We start from the raw sequence: 16,309 nt of genomic DNA, 5'->3' as shown, positions 1-16,309 counted from the left end.
TTGATTGTCGCCCCGACTCCCGCCGTGCGATCAGGGCCTGTGACACTGTGACAAGGGCTTCTCCCGTGACTGCCGAACCGGCCAAACCGCAAGGCGACTCCCGTCGCCGCTCCAAGGAAACCCAGGACGAGGTGGCGCGGTCGCTGGAACGGGAATTGAAGCTGCTGACGGAAGAGCGCCAGGAGCGCGCGCTCCGGTTCGGCCTCGACATTGCGGGCAAGACGCCGAAGGTGGACCAATAAGGTCGCCGCCGCGCTGAGAGCCTCGGGCGCATAGTTTCCGTAGCATTGTCGATTCGCGCGGCCGTCTGCCATGGCGGTGTGCGTGTTGGCGTGCGCCGGTCGTGATTTCCTGCGATCATGCCGCCAAGATCGCTGCGCGGGCACGACGCCTTCTGCACTATTGCAACGACCAGTCCCAGCTACAACGTCCGCCGCGGCGTATGGGTCCCGGCCTTCGCCGGGACGACGCGAAGGAAGCCGAGCTTCACGTGCCCGAAATGGACAGGGACGCGGCCCGCGCTCGATCTATTGCGCGCCCGGCGCTTCAGCGTCGGCCTTAACGTCGCGGCCGAAGCGATCCTTGCCGCTGAGCCGGGCCTTGCCGCCATCGAATGACAGCAGCCATCGGCGGTCGGTATCGCCGCCGACCAGACGCAGGTCGATCGCGAATGTCTGGTTGTCCTGCCACGTCCCTTTCAGCGCCATCACGCCGAGCGCCGTTGGTTGACCGAGACGGTAGGCACCGTCGAGCCCGATCGGTCCCGCCAGTGTCGTCACCGGCCTCGCCGGATCCGGCGTCGCCGTTTCGAGTTCGTAGTGCGCGGGCTGATCCGTCAGATGCAGCGTTAGTGCCCGCAAATTGAAGCGATTGGCCGGGAAGCGCCAGGTCTTGCCGGAGATGGCGGCGGCCGTCTCGGGCACGGCACCAACCGTCGACGGCTTTTCGGTTGCGATATCGCGCAACGCGCCCGCGAGCTGATTGCCGCCGACGGAGTTCACCGGCAGCGCCGTGTCGGATTTGACCGCGCCCGAAATCTCATCGGCCATTCTGCCGAACGAGCAGTAGTCGCGCGCGGTCACGACGGTGACGATGTCGAGCGCGGGAAACAGCATGACGAGCTGACAGCGGTCGCCGACCGCCATGACAACCTGCCGCTGCGGCATGACCCAGAAGAAATTGGCGTAGCGCAACGATGAGTCGAACGAGGCGTGCATCTCGGTCGCCGCGTGCCTGATGCGGTCGACCCAGCCGGTCGGCAGCAAGCGCTGCCCGTCCCATTCACCGTCATGCAGATAGAGCAGACCGATCCTGGCCGCGTCGCGCGGCGCGAGCTGAAGCCCGCCGCCGCCCTGCGTCAGTCCGGGACCGATGCTGTGCCAGTACGGCGCGGCTATCCCGAGCGGGCGAAACAGTTTCGTCACCGCATAGTCCCGCGCGCTCATGCCGGTGAGCTTGTTGATGATGGCGGCCAACAGCTGCGCATTGCCGGTGTTGTAATCAAACGCCTCGCCCGGCGCCTTCGCCATCGGGCGGTCGAGGATGAACTGGATCGCATCAGGGCTGCGCCCCCACTCGATCAGCGAGTCCGGTCGGCTACCCTCAACGCCTTCGGTCCAGGCCATTCCCGAGGTCATGTCCAGCATGGTCTGGACCGTGATCGCCCGCTTGCGGTCGTCGAGATTGGCGATGCTGCGATCGCCGAAGAAATCCACCATGCGATGGTCGAGGCTGTCGAGCACGCCATCCCTGAGCAGCATCGCGACCAGCGTGCCGGTCACCGCCTTGGTGACGGAATTGAACAGATGCGGGATCTCCGGCGTGTAGGGCGCATAATAGGCGTCGAGCACGATCCGGCCGTGCCGCGCGATCAGGAGGCTATCGAGACCGTGGGCCGCACCGTCATTGACGAGCCGCGCCAGCGCAGCGGAATCCATCCCCTGCTCTTCCGGCGTCGAGGTCTGCCACTGCCAGTTCTGCCACTGCGAGGTCTGCCGCATCGGCTCGGCGGCGTCTTGCGCCCGGGCTGCGCCCGACAAAGCCGAAGCTGCAAGCACGAGCCCTGCAAGCATCGGCAGCGCCAAACGTTGAACTTGCATCGGCGTCTCATTACGACACGGCGGAGAGCCGCACCATCCGCGATCCCTCGCTTGCTTGTCAATCGTCGCCGCGACCGCGCGCCATCAGGACGTCGGCCGTCTAGCGCTGCCGCTGCGCGAGATAGAATCCGGCCAACACGGCGGCCAATCCGGCCACCTGCAGCGTAGTTGGTGGCTCGCCGATCAGGAGCCATCCCAACAGCAGGGTCAGCACCGGCACTGTCGCAGGAAATACGGCTGCGCGGGCAACGCCCAGGCGCTGGATCGACACCGCGAACAAATACATCGCCGCGGGCCCGGCCAGGATGCCCTGGGCAATGGCCTGCAGCGTGTTTTCATGCAGGCCGATGGCCGCATCGCGAGCGAGCCCACCCGAGACGGCATAGAGTGGAAACAGCGAGAGCGACAGCACGCTGATGACGCTGGCCACGGAGAACGCCGAGACACGCCAGTAGCGCACCAGCGCGGCGAAGCCCGCGAACATCAAGCCGGTCGCAACGAAGATCAAATCGCCGATCACGGCGCTCGGCCCCATATGGCCGATCGACTCGCTGCCGATCACGGCAAGACCGACGACAATGACGACAGCGCCGGCCGCGCGCGAGAGCGAGACCGTTTCCTTCAGCAAGACGACCGCGAGAAACAATCCACCCAGCGTCGCGCAGGACGGCTGGATCACGCTGCCGTGCCCCAGCGGCACGAACATGAAGCCGGCATAGCTGATCAGCGACATCACCGGCCCGCCAAGCAGCATCAGCGCCATGCCGCGGCCCCAGCCGATGCCGCAGAGATCGCGGAGGCCGGCGCGCACAACGAGCGGCAGGAAGACGATGCCCGACCACAGGAAGCGATGCATCAGCAGGTCGACGGGTGTGAAACCGACCTTGAGGCCGTGTCGGGTCGCCACGAAGCCGAGCGCCCAGCACAGCGCCGCACCGAGGCCGCATGCGACCCCGAGCAGGATGGCTTTCGTATCCGGAAGAGCTGCAGCCTTGGCGATGGCCGAACGTTCGTTCATCGCGAACGACTACGTTAGTGCCGGAAGCGGATCAACCCATCGATACGCACGGCTGGTTGGCGCAAGCCTGCCAGGGTCCGCTTGGATCAAGCTCTGACGTCATTCCGCGCTGCCGCGATGTCCGCTTGCTGCAAAGGGCGAGCTCGAGGGCCGGTTCACCCTAAGGGAAGCTGGCCTTTCACAGACAAGACGTGGGACTTACTTCCGCGGTTCAACCACGGTTTTTGTCGATCCGTCCGGCGCTCCCTGCATTCCCGGCGGGCTTTGACCTTGCGGGCTTTCCGGCGGCGCACCACCTGATTTTGTTTCAAGTGGCCCGGTCCAACCTTGTGGCTGCAATTGACCTTTTTCTTCCGGTGCCGAGCGCCCGGTTGCCGTGTTCACGTCCTTGTTGGGATCGGCCTGGGCTAGCGCGAATCCACACGACAACGCCCAGCCAATCGTCGTCATCAGAATGATCCTCATTCCGACCTCCCTTGGCTAATCGTACCAAACAGGCTGGACCGGCTTCGGTTCCGTTTGCCGAAGGAGGCGACCAAAACCAGCGTCAAACGATACCCGCTATGGGTCCAGCAGCGGACGTTCGGATGTGGAGCATCAATTTTAAGCCGCGGGCGAGCCGCTGCGTTGAGGAAACAGCCGAGCTGCGCCCTCAGGAAGCAACCCGCAAGCCTGGAGCACGCCGTAGACGAGCGCTGCTAGAATGATGAAACCGACAATGCGATTGAGTTTGAACACCAAATCTCGAAGCTCTTCGTTGCCAAGCGCCATATTGCCCGAGATGCATCACTCGCAGCAAGAGCACCGAGGCCACGAAGATCAACGCCGCCATCATGCCGCGATGATCGAATGCTTGTACAACCGGGCCACCAACGTAAACAAAGGCCCTTCGGAAGATCAGGCGGCGCTGTAGCCGCCGTCGACCACGTGCGATGCGCCGGTCATGAATGACGCCTTGTCCGAGCACATCCAGACCACGGCTTCGGCGATTTCCTCGGGCACGCCCAGGCGACGGACCGGCACCTTGGCGATGATCTCGTCGTAGCGTTCATCCATCGTCTCCTTTGTCATCGGCGTCTTGATGTATCCGGGATTGACGCAATTCACGCGGATGCCGTCCTGGGCATATTCGATCGCGGCGGACTTGGTCAGCCCGACGACACCGTGCTTGGTCGCGACATAGTGGCCGGACGTCGCGAGGCCGACCAGGCCTGCGATCGAGGCCGTATTGACGATGGCGCCGCCACCGCCCTGTTTGAGCATTTGCGCGACCTCGTATTTCAGGCACAGGAACACGCCCATCAGATTCACCGAGAACATCTTGGCCACCGAGGCTTGCGTGAGTTCATGAATGCGCTGGCCGGGCGGCCCGACGGAGCGCCCGGCAACGCCGGCATTGTTGAACGCACAATCGATGCGCCCGAACGCCGAAACCGTGCGGGCCACCATGTTCGCGACGTCGGCCTCGTCGGTGACGTCGCCCTGGATCGCGATCGACTGGCCGCCGGCGGCATTGATCAGCGCGACCGTCTCCTCGATGCCGTCCTTCGAGAGGTCCGACACCGCCACGCGCGCGCCTTCACGCGCCATGGCAATTGCCGTCGCCCGGCCGATGCCGGAGCCGCCGCCCGTCACCAATGCGGCCTTGCCGTCCAGAATGCCTGCCATGAGAAACTCCTCGAGCGCGATGAGAGTACGATGAAATTGGGCTGAATCATTAATGCGCATGAGCTCTTTGTTTGAGCATGTTCTTGTCGGAAAACCGCTTCGCACTTTTCCGGATTCATGCTCTAGCGCTTGCCTTCGATTGCGATCTCGACGAGGTACGGCCGCTGCGCCGCGACAGCCTTTGCGACGGCACCGGCAATGTCGTCGGCCTTCTCGACCCTGACCGCCTCGACGCCCATGCCGGCCGCGAGATGCACGAAGTCGAGCGCGGGGCCGGTGATGTCCATGTTCTGATAGGGATGCTGGGTACCGGCCTCAAAGTTCTGGCGCCAGACGTCCACATTGTGCTTGAGGATGCGGTACTCGCGGTTGGCCAGCACCACGAACACGATCGCAAGCCTGTGGTGCGCGGCGGTCCACAGCGCCTGGATCGCGTACATCGCCGAGCCGTCGCCGGAGATCGCGACCACCGGACGATCCGGCATCGCGACCTTGACGCCGATCGCCCCGGCGAGGCCCTGGCCGATGCCGCCGCCGCGGCCGCCGAAATAATCGCCGAAGCCGCGATAGTCGAAGGCGCGCGCGAGATCGAGGCTCGCCGTGATGCTTTCATCAACGATGACGACATCATCGGGCAGGCCGCGACGAAGCTCCGCGGTGACACGCGGCATCGCGGTCGGCTGCCGGTCCCGGCTTTTCTCGACCCGCGCGCGATAAGCCTCCTTCTCCTTCGCCTGCAATTCGGCCAGCGCGGCATTGCGGTTCTGCGCGGCCTGCCTGAAGTCCGCGCTGGCCTTTGCACGTACCGCCTCCGTCAAGGCACCGACGCTGACGGCGATGTCGCCGACGATGCCGGCATCGAGCCGGTTGTTGAGCGCGAGACGCTCGGCCGAGGCTTCGATCTGCAGCACGGACGCGCCGTGAGGGATGTGGCCGCCAGGCGCAAACCAGATGTCCTCAAAGAACGGGCCGCCGACCAGCAGCACGAGATCGGCATCGCCGAGCGCCTTGCGCACCTGCCTTGCGTCGCCCGGAAGCGACTGACGATAGCTCGGATGGCTGGTCGGGAACGGCGCGTGATGGCGGAGCCCCTCGAACCACACGGTGGCGCCGATCGCTTCCGTGAGCACCACCAGCGCCTGCTCGCCGCCCGATCGTGCCACGTCGTCGCCAGCGATGATGGCCGGCTTTTTCGACTTCAGAAGCAGCGCGACAAACGCTTCGATGCCGGCCGGATCGGGGCGCGGCGAGCGCCACAAATTGTCCGGCGCCAGAGCATCGACCGCGGTCTCCTGTTCCATGACGTCGATCGGCAGCGACACGAACACCGGCCCCTGCGGCGCATCGGTCGCCACCTTGAACGCGCGGCGCATGATCGGCGCGATCTCGTCGGCGCGCTCGATCTGCACGCTCCACTTGGTCACCGGCGCCGCCATCGCGACGAGGTCATGGCCGAGCAGCGGATTCTTCAGCCGCATTCGCGTATCCTGCTGGCCGGCCGTCACGACCACGGGCGAACCCGCCTTCAGCGCGCCGTACAGCGAGCCGATGCCGTTGCCGAGGCCGGGAGCGACGTGCAGGTTCGCGACCGTGACACGCCCCGACGCCTGCGCGTAGAAGCTGGCGGCGCTGACCGCGACACCTTCATGCAGTGCCATGATGTACTCGAGTTGCGGAAATGCCGGCAGGCTGTCAAGCAGTGGCGTTTCGGTCGTGCCAGGATTGCCGAAGATATGACGCACGCCGTGCGACACGAACGATTCCATCAGCACACGACGCCCGCGCATTCGCTCCCTCTCGATTGTTCTGATCCGTTTTGCGCATCATCGGCCGGGGAGCGCCCCGTGGCAACCGTGCGAGACGGCCAGCATCCGCGCGCCCGGCTGCGTCTTCCGCATGGCTACAAGGCGCCGCCGCGCCAGCGAGGCCGCGGCCCTGCCACTTCCGCGGCCGAACCAGCCAAAGAAAAGGGCCACCGTTTAGGTGGCCCTTTTGCTTATTTCTTGAGGTTGGCGGCAAACAGCTTTGCGGCTTCGGCCTTGGATTCCTGATCGGCCTTGGCGTCGTATCTGAGCGGCAAATTGAACTTCTTGCCGAGCTCGGTGGCTTCGGGGTTGGTGAACGCGTGAACCGCGCCGGGATACTCGACGATGCGGTAATCGGCCTTCGCGGCGTCGAAATCCTTCTTCAGCGCATCATACTGCTCGCGCTTCACGAACGGGTCGTCCGCGCCGTTCAGGATCAGGATTTTCGCCTTGACGGTGCCCGGCGCCGGTGCGGGGGTATTGAGACCGAGCGAGGCGTGGAAGCCCGCGACGGCGGCAAGATCGGCGCCAGTGCGCGCCATGTTCAGCACCACCGCGCCGCCGAAGCAGTAACCGACGGCGCCGATCCGCTGCGGATTGACCGAGGCCTGCTTGGCGAGTTGCTCGCGCGCGGCATTGAAACGCTGCTCCATCACCTTCGGGTTCTTCATCACCGAGCCCGAGAGCGCGCCGGCATCCTTCGGGTTGTCGGCGGTCTTGGCGTCGCCGTACATATCCGCGACGAACGCCACGTAGCCCTGCTCCGCGAACTTCCGCGCCTCGCTATGGATATGCGGGGTGATGCCCCACCATTCGTGCACCATGACGATGCCGGGCCGCTTGCCCTGGGTCGCGTCGTCATAGACGACGAAGCCCTTCATCGTGGTCTCGCCGTCGGTATAGGTGACCGGCTCTTCCTTGACCGCTGCGTGCGCGCTCGCGACCATCGCGATGGCGCAGAGTGCTCCCACTATGTTCGTTATGATCGTTCGCATGCTGACCTCCTGCGGGTTTGGCACGACGCGACATTGGCATACCAGCGAATCCTGCGCTAGGCTTTGGAAAGCGGAGCCGCTTCGCTCGCCGGCTGCGCATCATCTCCCGAGCGCGCGGGCGTCTGGCCCGCGGCCGAGCGCGCCAACATTTCTGTCGGTTGCTGATCTGTGAACGATGTTGCGTCAAGGTCAGCGCGTCGCCGTTGCTGAGCCTGTCGCGCTATCGATGAACGCAACCGGGGTGCCCTTCGCGACACCGGCCGCGACGCGCTGCGCGTCCCAGTTGGTGAGCCGGACGCAGCCGTGGGACTCCGCCTTGGAGACCTTGCCGGGATCGGGCGTGCCGTGAATGCCGTAGCCTTCGCCCGAGAGGTTGATCCAGACCACACCGACCGGGTTGTTCGGACCGGGCCTGATCGTGAACGGCGTCTTCGATCTGACGCCCTTGAACGCGTATTTCGGATTGTAGCGATAGGTCGGGTTCTTGTTGATCGCCGTCACCTTGAGCGTTCCGCTCGGCGTCGGCTTCTCCGCGCTGCCGACGGTCGCAGGATAGAAGCCGAGCAGCTTACCTGCTGCATCGAACGTGCTGAGCGCCTGCCGCATCTTGTCGACCTCGACGCGCGCGACCTGCGGCGGTTTTCCGGCGTCGACGACGTTGGCAACCGCGATGGTCTCGCCGGCCTTGTCGAACTTCTGTCCCGGATTGAGCGCCTGAAGCAGTGCCTCGCTCATGTGGAATTTTTCGGCGAGCGCTTCGCGCGGACTGGTATAGCCCAGCGCCGGCAGGCTCTTCATGCTCTCCATCCTCGCGGGGATCCTCTTCGCGAACGGCCCCTTCACGTCGGCGTCGACGATCGTGTAGCTGACGATCGCAGGCCCTTCGCTGGCGGTTGTGAGCCCGCTCCAGAGCTCCGGCGTCACCGCCTTGTCGAAGGACAATCCATTCGCGTCGGCAAACGCCCGGAGCGCCTTCTGCGCGTTGTCGCCCAGCTTGCCGTCGATCTCGCCGGGAGAAAAATGCGCGCGGTCGAGCAGGATCTCGAGCTTGGCAACGAAGGCGTTGAGCTGACGACGGTCCGGCAATTTTGCCGGCGGCGCCGCCACGTCGTTGATCGCGGCCGCATCAAGACCCGCGGCCACCGCCGGCGCGGCCGACACAAGCAAAAGTGCAATCGCAAAACGTGCAACGGAAAACGGTCGGAACATCGTGCATCCCAACGTGATCATCTTCCGTAAAGCTACGGAAAGCGTCGAAGTTCCAATGCGAACAGCGGCGAAGTTCCACGGCGGAACAGCTGATTTCGCGGCTTCGCCGCAATCGACCCGCTAAAAAGTCGTGATCCGAAGTGCATTTGCGCGCAACTCACATCACAATTCAGGTCTCTGAAAGCAAATGCGATTTGTCATCGCGGCGCTTGCCGCGTTTCTTGTCTTGATGCTCGATTTCGATCGTTCGCCCGGCTCGATCAACGCCTCAACCCAAGCCCCGACATTCTCGCGCGACGCGACATCCGACGCCGTTCCGTTTGCCGCGCGCTTTATCGAAAGCGCTGATGCCAGCGAGGCGCCCGCTGCGACGGACGCGGACAAGACGCCCGCGCCTGCGGCGCAGCCGAGCGATGCCGCGGCCGAGCCGCAGCTGTCCGCGATCGACAAATTCTGCCACAGCCTGAAGGACGCGGCGCAGGCGAGCGAAATCCCCGTTGCGTTCTTTGCGCGGCTGATCTGGCAGGAGAGCCGCTTTCGCTCGAACGAAATCAGCCATGCCGGTGCGCAGGGCGTTGCGCAGTTCATGCCGGAGACGGCGGCCGAAGTCGGGCTCGACGATCCCTTCGATCCGCTGCAGGCCTTGCCGGCATCCGCAAGACTGCTGCGCAAGCTGCGCGACGATTTCGGCAATCTCGGCCTGGCGGCGGCCGCCTACAATGCCGGCAGCGGCCGCGTCCAAAGATGGCTCGCCAGGCAAAGCGAGCTGCCGCGCGAGACCCGCGACTATGTCCGGATCATCACCGGCACCAAGGCGGAGGACTGGGTCGAGCATGCCGAGACGCTCGCCATCCGCATCGACTTGCCGGGCGAAGCGCCGTGCGAAGGCATAGGCGGCCTCTCGAAGGCGAAGGATGTCGCCTTCGTCGCGGCGTCGCCGGCGGCCGCGGTGACGACGATCATCCGCAAGGCCGAGGCCGCGCGAGAGGCGGCAAGGTCGGTCGCCGGCCGCGCGCGCAAGCGGCTCGCGCTGCTGCTCAGAAAGAGCTCGCCGGGCGCGGCCCGGCTCGGCAAGGCGCGCCCGACCGTCGTCGCCGCCAAAACGAAATCCGGCAAGACCCGCGCCATTCACGTCGCCTCGCGCGCGCGTTCGTCGAGCTGAGGCCGCGTCACGACGCGTGCACCGCCGCAAGCGTGGGCCGGCGATATTTCCGCTCAGGAAACTGAGCGCACTGGTGTATGTTGCCGGTCGTTTTCAGATCGGTTTGCTTGCAATTTTCATTTCCCAGTGGGCGTTGTCATGACGTTGATCGATGGTTTGGGTTATCTGGCGTCGGCGCTTGTGTTGCTGACGTTCTGCATGAGTACGATGTTGAGCCTGCGCGCTGTCGCGATATTCAGCAATCTGGCATTCATCAGCTATGGATTGGGCGACCGGATCTACCCGGTGCTCATCCTGCATATCATTCTGCTGCCCCTGAACGTGGTGTTGCTGTTCCAGATGGTTCGGCTGCTTCGGAAAGCGAAGCGTGCTGCAGCGACGGACCTTTCTCCGAACTGGCTGCAGCCGTTCATGCAGCCGAAGCATCTCAAGGCGGGAGAAACGATCTTCCGGAAAGGCGACGACGCCGACCTGCTGTACATGGTCGTGTCCGGCGAGGTCAGGTTTCCCGAGATCGATCGCGGGGTATCGGCGGGTGAACTGTTCGGCGAGATCGGGCTGTTTTCGCTCGAGCGCCGCCGCACGCAAACCGCTCAAGCCGCGACCGATGTAGATCTGCTCTGGATCAGCGACAGCGCACTGAGGAATCTGTGCGAGCGCAACCCGGGACTGTCGCTGTATTTCCTGCGCCTGACGGCGACGAGGATGACGGAAAACGCGGCTCGCGCGATCGGGGTCGGCGAGGTGGCGCCCAGTCCGGCGTAAGGTGCGCCGCCTCGCTTGCCGGCGCTACGGCGCGGACGACGCCGCAAGGCTCGGCAGCGGCGCAAACTGCATCTCTGCAACGGCCGAGCCGGCGTATGCACTGGCGATCAGGATCATGACTCGAATGGCGACGAACATGGTGCCTCCTCAGTCTTGTTGTTGGTCTTTCAATGCCAGAGACTTCTTTCCCGCCGGTGAGGAAAGCTGGTTGCCGCAACCTTGAAGGCATTGGTAAGCGGGCCGTTTACGCAAGCCAATTCATGAGTTGGGAACCGTATCAGCTGATCGGCCGCAGCACTAAACGCGCGGTTCACCGTCACCGGGCATTGTTCGCCTCAATCAAGAAGGCGCAAGCACAATGCCGATTTTCAGGACGATCCTTGTTGTCGTATCGATTTTTCTTGCCGGTTTGTACGTCTACGACAGCTGCCGCAGCGATGGGCTCGCCATGCCGGTTTCGGTAAACGGAATCCTTGCACGGCGCTGGCCGGAACCGGACGCTTTTCATCCGACGGCAGCCCCTGTTTCCGCGACCGCCGGCACCGTGACGCCGGCCGCGCGCGTTAGGGAAACGTTTGCGATGTTCATTCCCAAGGATGCGCGACGCCATCCGATGCAGCGCAGCCTTTAGAGCATGATCCGGAAAAGTGGAAACCGGTTTTCCGAAAAGATCATGCTCAAACAAGGAGATGAGATCATGATGCGATTCTGTGGAAACGCATCATGATCTAGCGGCCTCGAGTCAGCCCAGCGACGCGCCGGCCTTGGCGCGGCTTATTCCGAGCGTCACGATGCGCTGCAGGAGATCCGGATAGTCCAACCCGTCATGCCCGGCGGCCGTCGCGAACTCCTGGCTCTTGGCGATCTCGGGATTGGGATTGGCCTCGATGAAATAGGGAACGCCATTGGTCGACAAGCGGAAGTCGATGCGCGCATAGCCGTCGAGCCCCAGGGTCCGGTAGATGCGCTTCGCCAGCCGTTGAATATGGGCGGATAGTTCCGGCGTGAGATCCTCGGCCGGGCCGTCGACAATCCCGACGCGCTCCTGATAGCTGGTATCGTGCTTGACCTTTTCGGTGGCGATCTGGCGCGCAGCAGGGCCGCCCATGCTGCCGAATTTCAGTTCCCACACCGGCAGCACCCGCAGCCGGTTGTTGCCGAGCACGCCGACATAGAGCTCGCGTCCCTCGATGAACTGCTCGGCGATCGCGGCCGTTCCGATCCGCTCATGGATGAAGGCGACGCGCTCGGCGAGCTTCTCGTCGGTATCGACGATCGACGCCTGCGAGATGCCGAGCGATCCATCGCTGCTCAGGCTCTTGACGATCAGCGGCAGCTCGAGACGCGGCGGCCGCTTGACCTTGCGGCGCATCGGAAACACGGCGAAGGCCGGCACCGGGATCCGGCGATGGTGCACCAGCGTCTTGGACAGATCCTTGCCGCGCGCCAGGATCAGGCCGCGCGGGTTGCACCCGGTATAGGCGATCTTCATCAGCTCGAGATAGCTCGCGATGTGCTGGTCGTACACGACGTCGTAGTGAAACTCCTCCAGCAGCGTGAACACGACGTGCGGCTTGAAGCCCTCGATCTCGTCGCGCACCGGCTTGATTTCCTCCTGCACGCCGAGCGGACGTACCTCATGGCCGGCCGCGCGCAGGGTGCTGACGACGTCGTATTCCGTCTTCCACTCGTTGATCTCCCGCGCGCTGTATCCATCGCTGGAGTCGGGCGGCACACAGTCCGGGTGCATCAGCACCAGAATGCGAAGCTGTTTCATAGCGCGATCCATTTCCGGCGCGACGGGCCGAACAGCGCGTGCATGGTCTTGGCGGTCAGCAGAATGGTGAAGTTTGTCACGAGCTTCTGCTCGGGGCCGACGGCACGCAGATTGAGCTCGCGGCAGCGCGAGATCATATCATCGAGCACGGCATCGAGCGTCAACTGGTTCTCGCCGGTCCACCGCGCCACCAGCTGCCTGATCTGGGCGCGGTGCCGCCTGATGAAGGCCGCGGCCGGCGGACGCCGATAATGCCGCGGATCGGCGGAGAACAGCTTGGAGAGATCGCGGTCGTAGGTCTTCGGCGGCGTGAAGGCGTAGAATGCCTGCTTCTTCCTGTAGTGCTCGGCGAGCGTTTGCTTGAGCGTATGCAGCGGATCGACCCGCTCGCGCGTCGGGAGCAGCGGCCGCTTGCCGGCGATCTCGCCCATCAGCTCGTCGACATATTCGAGCTTCTTCAGCGCGGGCCAGCCGGCATAGCGCGTCCGCCAGTTCGAGCGCGGCCGCAGCCACACCGCGAAGGTCTCGGCGAAGTCCTCATCCGGATGGCTCTGCGCGTACCAGAGCCGAAGATGCTGGACATAATTGCGGCTGGCCGGATTGGGCCGGTAGTAGCGCGGATAGTGCTGCGACGACGGGCCGAACAGCTGCTGCCAGCGCCGGCGGCGCTGCAGCTGGTAGCCGTGCTGCACGGCGTGCCCCGCCTCGTGGCGGAGAATGGCCATGCACTCGGACCACGAGGCGCCCTCGACGTCGAGCATCATCTTCTTCTCGAGCTTCATCAGGCGGGGATGGGCGAGGTAGAACGGGATCGCGATGCCGGGCACATCTGCCGGGCTGAACCATTCGCTCGAGATCCACGTGTGCGGCCGCAACCGGATGCCGCGCTCCTCAAGCTCCTCATAGAGCGTATTCACACAATCGGCGAGCCAGGTGCCCTCGACGGCAACCCTCAGACGATTGAGCGGTTGCGCGAGCAACTGCTCGTCCGTCAGCTTTTCCCAGGCAAATTTGCGGCGCGGCATAGGCTTCCAAAGTCTAAAGCAAATCGGACTCTGGATGGTGTCATAGGTTGCCGCCGGCAACAACCGCCGGGCCTTCGCGGCGAGCCTCCGGCCAATGCCGGCATCGGGCCGGCCCGAGTGTCCGCCTTGGGCGGCGGGCAGCGCGCCGAGCCCGATTCGCCGGCTCAAGGCGACGCTCATCTGGCGTCCTAAGGCTTGACCCAGCGTTGCACGGCAGCGGCGGTGTCGGCCGGCCTGGTGTTGAAGCAGATGGCGGCATCGGGGGCGAGCCGGTGCACCAGATTGAGGATCGTCTCGAACAGCAAGAGCCGCTCCGGCGGCTCGCGCAGCCCAGCACCGATCACGACGCAGTCGTAGCGGCGCGCGTTGAGGGCCGCCGCCGTCACGGCTTCCGCCGTATCGCCGAGGTCGATCAGGCAGCTCTCGACGTCGTAGCCGAGCGTCCGCAGGCCCTCGATCTGCGCGTCGAGATAGCTGCGTACCAGTTCGGGCGTGAACTGCGGCATGACGGACAGATCGACGAAGGTAGGGTCGAGGCCGATCGTCAGCACGGATGGCTTCGTCATGGTGGCAGTTCCCGGTCCGAGAGAATTTCGTCCGAGCATGCCGCAGGTTTGAGTCGAAATCGCGGACACGACGACCCGCAGCAACCTTGTAGCCCGGGTGAGCGAAGCGACACCCGGGGTTGCTCGTCGCAAAGACCCGCATCTCGGTTCGCTCATGCGGGCTACATGGTTTCGCTCCGTCGAAATCGCCGAGCCGTCAGCGGCAGCCATGATCCTGCGCGGCACGCGCAGCGATTGCGGCGCGCCGCTTGAGGAACTCGCGCTCGCGCGAATTGCCGGCTAATGCGGCGGCGGCCTCGAACGCGGCATGCGCCTCCGCGAAACGGCTCAGCTTATTCAGCAGATCGCCGCGCACGCTCGGCAGCAGATGATAGGATTTCAGCGCCGGCTCTTCGGTGAGGCCGTCGACGATCGCGAGCGCAGCAAGCGGCCCCTCGGCCATGCCGATCGCAACTGCGCGGTTGAGCTCGATCACGGGTGAATCCAAGAGCGCGGCGAGATCGCCGTACAGCGCGGCGATGCGGCGCCAGTCGGTCGCGTCCGGTGTTCCGGCTTCGGCGTGGCAGGCGGCGATCGCGGCCTGCAGCACATAGAAGCCGCCGGCGCCGCCGAGCTCGCGGGCACGCGCCAGCGCGAGCTGCCCGCGGCGGATCTGCAGGCGATCCCACCGCGCACGGTTCTGGTCCATCAGCAGGATCGGCTCACCGGACGCATCGGTGCGCGCCGCCATCCGCGAGGCGTTGAACTCCATCAGCGCCAGCAGGCCGTGCGCCTCCGGCTCCGATGGTGCGATCGAGGTCAGCACGCGGCCCATGCGCAGCGCCTCGTTGCAGAGCTGCGGCCGCAGCCATTCGTCGCCGCTTGCCGCGGTATAGCCCTCGTTGAAGATGAGGTAGACGACCTCGAGCACGGAGGCGAGCCGCTCGGACAGCTCCTCGCCACGCGGCGTCTCATAGGCAAGGCCTGACTCCGACAACGTGCGCTTGGCGCGCACGATGCGCTGGGCGATGGTCGCCTCCGCCTGCAGGAAGGCGCGCGCGATCTCCTCGGTGGTGAGGCCGCAGATCATCCTGAGCGCCAGCGCGGCGCGCGCCTCCCGCGACAGGCGCGGATGGCAGGCGGTGAAGATCAGCCGGAGCAATTCGTCGCCGATATCGTCGTCGAGCGCGGCATCGAAGTCGGGCATGGTCTCCTGCTCCCGCGCCAGGTCGTGCGCGATCACGCCGTGCTTTTCGGCCAGCATGCGGTTGCGGCGCAGATGATCGAGCGCGCGGCGCTTGGCCGTCGCCATCAGCCAGGCACCGGGCTTTTCCGGCACGCCATCGGCCGGCCAATGCTCGAGCGCGGCGACCAGCGCTTCCTGGGTCAGGTCCTCGGCGAGCGGCACGTCACGCAGCATCCGCGACAGGCTGGTGATCAGCCGCGGCTGCTCGATGCGCCACACCGCAAGAATCGTGGCCTGGATGTCGGCGGCCGTCATCGCCGCCGACCTGGATTCTCGTCCTGACGCGTTTTCTTCACGCGAACCGGCGTCCACTTCGCTTGCGAACGCCCTGTTCGCGCGGCGCATCAGGCGCAGGCGGACACATCGACCTGACAACCGCCGTCGGCGCCCGGGGTGGCGAATGGGCGAACCTCACAGGTTCCCTCCCAACCCGGCATATGCTCCTTGTGCAGCTGCATGAACTCCACGGCGGCGGCGACCGCCTCTTCCTTGTTGCGGAGCTCGAAGATCGCATAGCCGCCAATCATCTCCTTGGTCTCGACGAAGGGCCCGTCGACGACGTTGAGCTTGCCGTCGGTGATGCGGACCTGGGCGCCCATCGCGACCGGCAACAGCCCGCCGGTGTCGATCATGCGGCCCGCCTTGATTTCCCGCTCGGCAAGCCTGCCCATCGCCTCCATCAGAGCCGGCGTCGGCGGGCCCGGGGGCTGGGGCGAGGTGACGATATACATGAAGCGCATCGGAAAACTCCTGTTGGGCGAGACGCGGCGATGATCGCCGCAAGACCGGCTCGCTATGGGGAACGACGATCCGGGAGGGGGTGAATCGACATGGGAAAGGGAATTTTTTTCGGGCAGAAGCAAATCCTTGTCGTCCCTGCGAAAGCACTAGGTGGTGTGGACATTTATCGCATCCATAAGACGATGGCTGCGAGAGTAACGACGGCCAGGTAATTTCGGGCGGTCTTTTCGAAGCGGGTTGCGACGCGGCGGAAC

General features: G+C 64.8%; 16 protein-coding genes and 1 pseudogene. 4 read left to right on the top strand and 13 right to left on the bottom strand.

All coding sequences use genetic code 11. The features are described 5' to 3' along the window. Positions 1 to 65: 65 nt before the first annotated feature. Positions 66 to 242, top strand: a complete 177-nt coding sequence (locus ACZBJS_RS37765; RefSeq protein ID WP_162832420.1) for a hypothetical protein — start codon at positions 66 to 68, stop codon at positions 240 to 242. A gap of 285 nt (positions 243 to 527) precedes the next feature. Here the strand turns inward: ACZBJS_RS37765 and ACZBJS_RS37760 are convergent, their stop codons facing one another. The 7 genes from ACZBJS_RS37760 to ACZBJS_RS37730 form a co-directional block, all read right to left on the bottom strand. After that, positions 528 to 2,099 carry a serine hydrolase domain-containing protein gene (locus ACZBJS_RS37760; RefSeq protein WP_316398820.1) on the bottom strand — a complete coding sequence of 524 codons (1,572 nt, stop codon included), beginning with the start codon at positions 2,097 to 2,099 and terminating at the stop codon, positions 528 to 530. A 100-nt stretch (positions 2,100 to 2,199) separates the two neighbouring features. Continuing rightward, positions 2,200 to 3,117 (bottom strand): DMT family transporter, encoded by a 918-nt coding sequence (locus ACZBJS_RS37755; protein ID WP_316398821.1) that lies wholly within the window; start codon positions 3,115 to 3,117, stop codon positions 2,200 to 2,202. Positions 3,118 to 3,315: 198 nt separating this feature from the next. Continuing rightward, entirely contained in the window at positions 3,316 to 3,582 is a 267-nt protein-coding gene (locus ACZBJS_RS37750; RefSeq protein WP_141340539.1) for a hypothetical protein, read from the bottom strand. A gap of 432 nt (positions 3,583 to 4,014) precedes the next feature. Beyond that, entirely contained in the window at positions 4,015 to 4,785 is a 771-nt protein-coding gene (locus ACZBJS_RS37745) for an SDR family NAD(P)-dependent oxidoreductase (protein WP_076832663.1), read from the bottom strand. A gap of 122 nt (positions 4,786 to 4,907) precedes the next feature. Further along, positions 4,908 to 6,572 (bottom strand): thiamine pyrophosphate-binding protein, encoded by a 1,665-nt coding sequence (locus ACZBJS_RS37740; RefSeq protein ID WP_316398312.1) that lies wholly within the window; start codon positions 6,570 to 6,572, stop codon positions 4,908 to 4,910. A 209-nt stretch (positions 6,573 to 6,781) separates the two neighbouring features. Further along, on the bottom strand, positions 6,782 to 7,585 hold the full coding sequence (locus tag ACZBJS_RS37735; protein WP_316398313.1) for a dienelactone hydrolase family protein: 804 nt from the start codon (positions 7,583 to 7,585) through the stop codon (positions 6,782 to 6,784). A 189-nt stretch (positions 7,586 to 7,774) separates the two neighbouring features. Further along, positions 7,775 to 8,794, bottom strand: a complete 1,020-nt coding sequence (locus ACZBJS_RS37730; RefSeq protein ID WP_057020178.1) for a L,D-transpeptidase family protein — start codon at positions 8,792 to 8,794, stop codon at positions 7,775 to 7,777. Positions 8,795 to 8,981: 187 nt separating this feature from the next. Here ACZBJS_RS37730 and ACZBJS_RS37725 point away from each other — a divergent pair, with 187 nt between their 5' ends. The 3 genes from ACZBJS_RS37725 (at position 8,982) to ACZBJS_RS37715 (ending at position 11,352) form a co-directional block, all read left to right on the top strand. After that, positions 8,982 to 9,956, top strand: a complete 975-nt coding sequence (locus ACZBJS_RS37725; RefSeq protein WP_463439986.1) for a lytic transglycosylase domain-containing protein — start codon at positions 8,982 to 8,984, stop codon at positions 9,954 to 9,956. 138 nt (positions 9,957 to 10,094) lie between these two features. Continuing rightward, a complete protein-coding gene (locus tag ACZBJS_RS37720; RefSeq protein WP_463439985.1) occupies positions 10,095 to 10,721 on the top strand; it encodes a Crp/Fnr family transcriptional regulator in 627 nt (208 codons plus the stop codon). A gap of 358 nt (positions 10,722 to 11,079) precedes the next feature. Continuing rightward, a complete protein-coding gene (locus tag ACZBJS_RS37715) occupies positions 11,080 to 11,352 on the top strand; it encodes a hypothetical protein (protein WP_057020109.1) in 273 nt (90 codons plus the stop codon). Positions 11,353 to 11,463: 111 nt separating this feature from the next. On the opposite strand, the gene ACZBJS_RS37710 is transcribed toward ACZBJS_RS37715, so the two are convergent. The 6 genes and pseudogenes from ACZBJS_RS37710 to ACZBJS_RS37685 form a co-directional block, all read right to left on the bottom strand. Then, positions 11,464 to 12,498, bottom strand: a complete 1,035-nt coding sequence (locus ACZBJS_RS37710; RefSeq protein WP_050382451.1) for a D-alanine--D-alanine ligase family protein — start codon at positions 12,496 to 12,498, stop codon at positions 11,464 to 11,466. Then, positions 12,495 to 13,703 carry a putative zinc-binding metallopeptidase gene (locus ACZBJS_RS37705; protein WP_253605020.1) on the bottom strand — a complete coding sequence of 403 codons (1,209 nt, stop codon included), beginning with the start codon at positions 13,701 to 13,703 and terminating at the stop codon, positions 12,495 to 12,497. The genes ACZBJS_RS37710 and ACZBJS_RS37705 overlap by 4 nt, the downstream gene beginning before the upstream one ends. A gap of 8 nt (positions 13,704 to 13,711) precedes the next feature. Then, a complete protein-coding gene (locus tag ACZBJS_RS37700) occupies positions 13,712 to 14,089 on the bottom strand; it encodes a hypothetical protein (protein WP_463439984.1) in 378 nt (125 codons plus the stop codon). 196 nt (positions 14,090 to 14,285) lie between these two features. Further along, positions 14,286 to 15,569, bottom strand: a complete 1,284-nt coding sequence (locus ACZBJS_RS37695) for an RNA polymerase sigma factor (RefSeq protein WP_463439983.1) — start codon at positions 15,567 to 15,569, stop codon at positions 14,286 to 14,288. A gap of 89 nt (positions 15,570 to 15,658) precedes the next feature. Then, positions 15,659 to 16,045 carry a YciI family protein gene (locus ACZBJS_RS37690; protein WP_244558953.1) on the bottom strand — a complete coding sequence of 129 codons (387 nt, stop codon included), beginning with the start codon at positions 16,043 to 16,045 and terminating at the stop codon, positions 15,659 to 15,661. A gap of 173 nt (positions 16,046 to 16,218) precedes the next feature. Then, positions 16,219 to 16,309 (bottom strand): annotated as a pseudogene (locus ACZBJS_RS37685) (IS5/IS1182 family transposase); the annotation flags it as partial.

The sequence above is a fragment of the Bradyrhizobium sp. KZN70725 genome (assembly GCF_055264925.1).
Note: the sequence above shows the minus strand (reverse complement) of the source record. Positions and strands in the feature narration are given on the sequence as shown.

Bases quoted from the DNA above. Each gene is read 5' to 3' on its own strand.
- ACZBJS_RS37760 (WP_316398820.1), bottom strand. From the start codon at position 2,099: ATGCAAGTTCAACGTTTGGCGCTGCCGATGCTTGCAGGGCTCGTGCTT.
- ACZBJS_RS37755 (WP_316398821.1), bottom strand. From the start codon at position 3,117: ATGAACGAACGTTCGGCCATCGCCAAGGCTGCAGCTCTTCCGGATACG.
- ACZBJS_RS37750 (WP_141340539.1), bottom strand. From the start codon at position 3,582: ATGAGGATCATTCTGATGACGACGATTGGCTGGGCGTTGTCGTGTGGA.
- ACZBJS_RS37745 (WP_076832663.1), bottom strand. From the start codon at position 4,785: ATGGCAGGCATTCTGGACGGCAAGGCCGCATTGGTGACGGGCGGCGGC.
- ACZBJS_RS37740 (WP_316398312.1), bottom strand. From the start codon at position 6,572: ATGCGCGGGCGTCGTGTGCTGATGGAATCGTTCGTGTCGCACGGCGTG.
- ACZBJS_RS37735 (WP_316398313.1), bottom strand. From the start codon at position 7,585: ATGCGAACGATCATAACGAACATAGTGGGAGCACTCTGCGCCATCGCG.
- ACZBJS_RS37730 (WP_057020178.1), bottom strand. From the start codon at position 8,794: ATGTTCCGACCGTTTTCCGTTGCACGTTTTGCGATTGCACTTTTGCTT.
- ACZBJS_RS37725 (WP_463439986.1), top strand. From the start codon at position 8,982: ATGCGATTTGTCATCGCGGCGCTTGCCGCGTTTCTTGTCTTGATGCTC.
- ACZBJS_RS37720 (WP_463439985.1), top strand. From the start codon at position 10,095: ATGACGTTGATCGATGGTTTGGGTTATCTGGCGTCGGCGCTTGTGTTG.
- ACZBJS_RS37715 (WP_057020109.1), top strand. From the start codon at position 11,080: ATGCCGATTTTCAGGACGATCCTTGTTGTCGTATCGATTTTTCTTGCC.
- ACZBJS_RS37710 (WP_050382451.1), bottom strand. From the start codon at position 12,498: ATGAAACAGCTTCGCATTCTGGTGCTGATGCACCCGGACTGTGTGCCG.
- ACZBJS_RS37705 (WP_253605020.1), bottom strand. From the start codon at position 13,703: ATGAGCGTCGCCTTGAGCCGGCGAATCGGGCTCGGCGCGCTGCCCGCC.
- ACZBJS_RS37700 (WP_463439984.1), bottom strand. From the start codon at position 14,089: ATGACGAAGCCATCCGTGCTGACGATCGGCCTCGACCCTACCTTCGTC.
- ACZBJS_RS37695 (WP_463439983.1), bottom strand. From the start codon at position 15,569: ATGACGGCCGCCGACATCCAGGCCACGATTCTTGCGGTGTGGCGCATC.
- ACZBJS_RS37690 (WP_244558953.1), bottom strand. From the start codon at position 16,045: ATGTATATCGTCACCTCGCCCCAGCCCCCGGGCCCGCCGACGCCGGCT.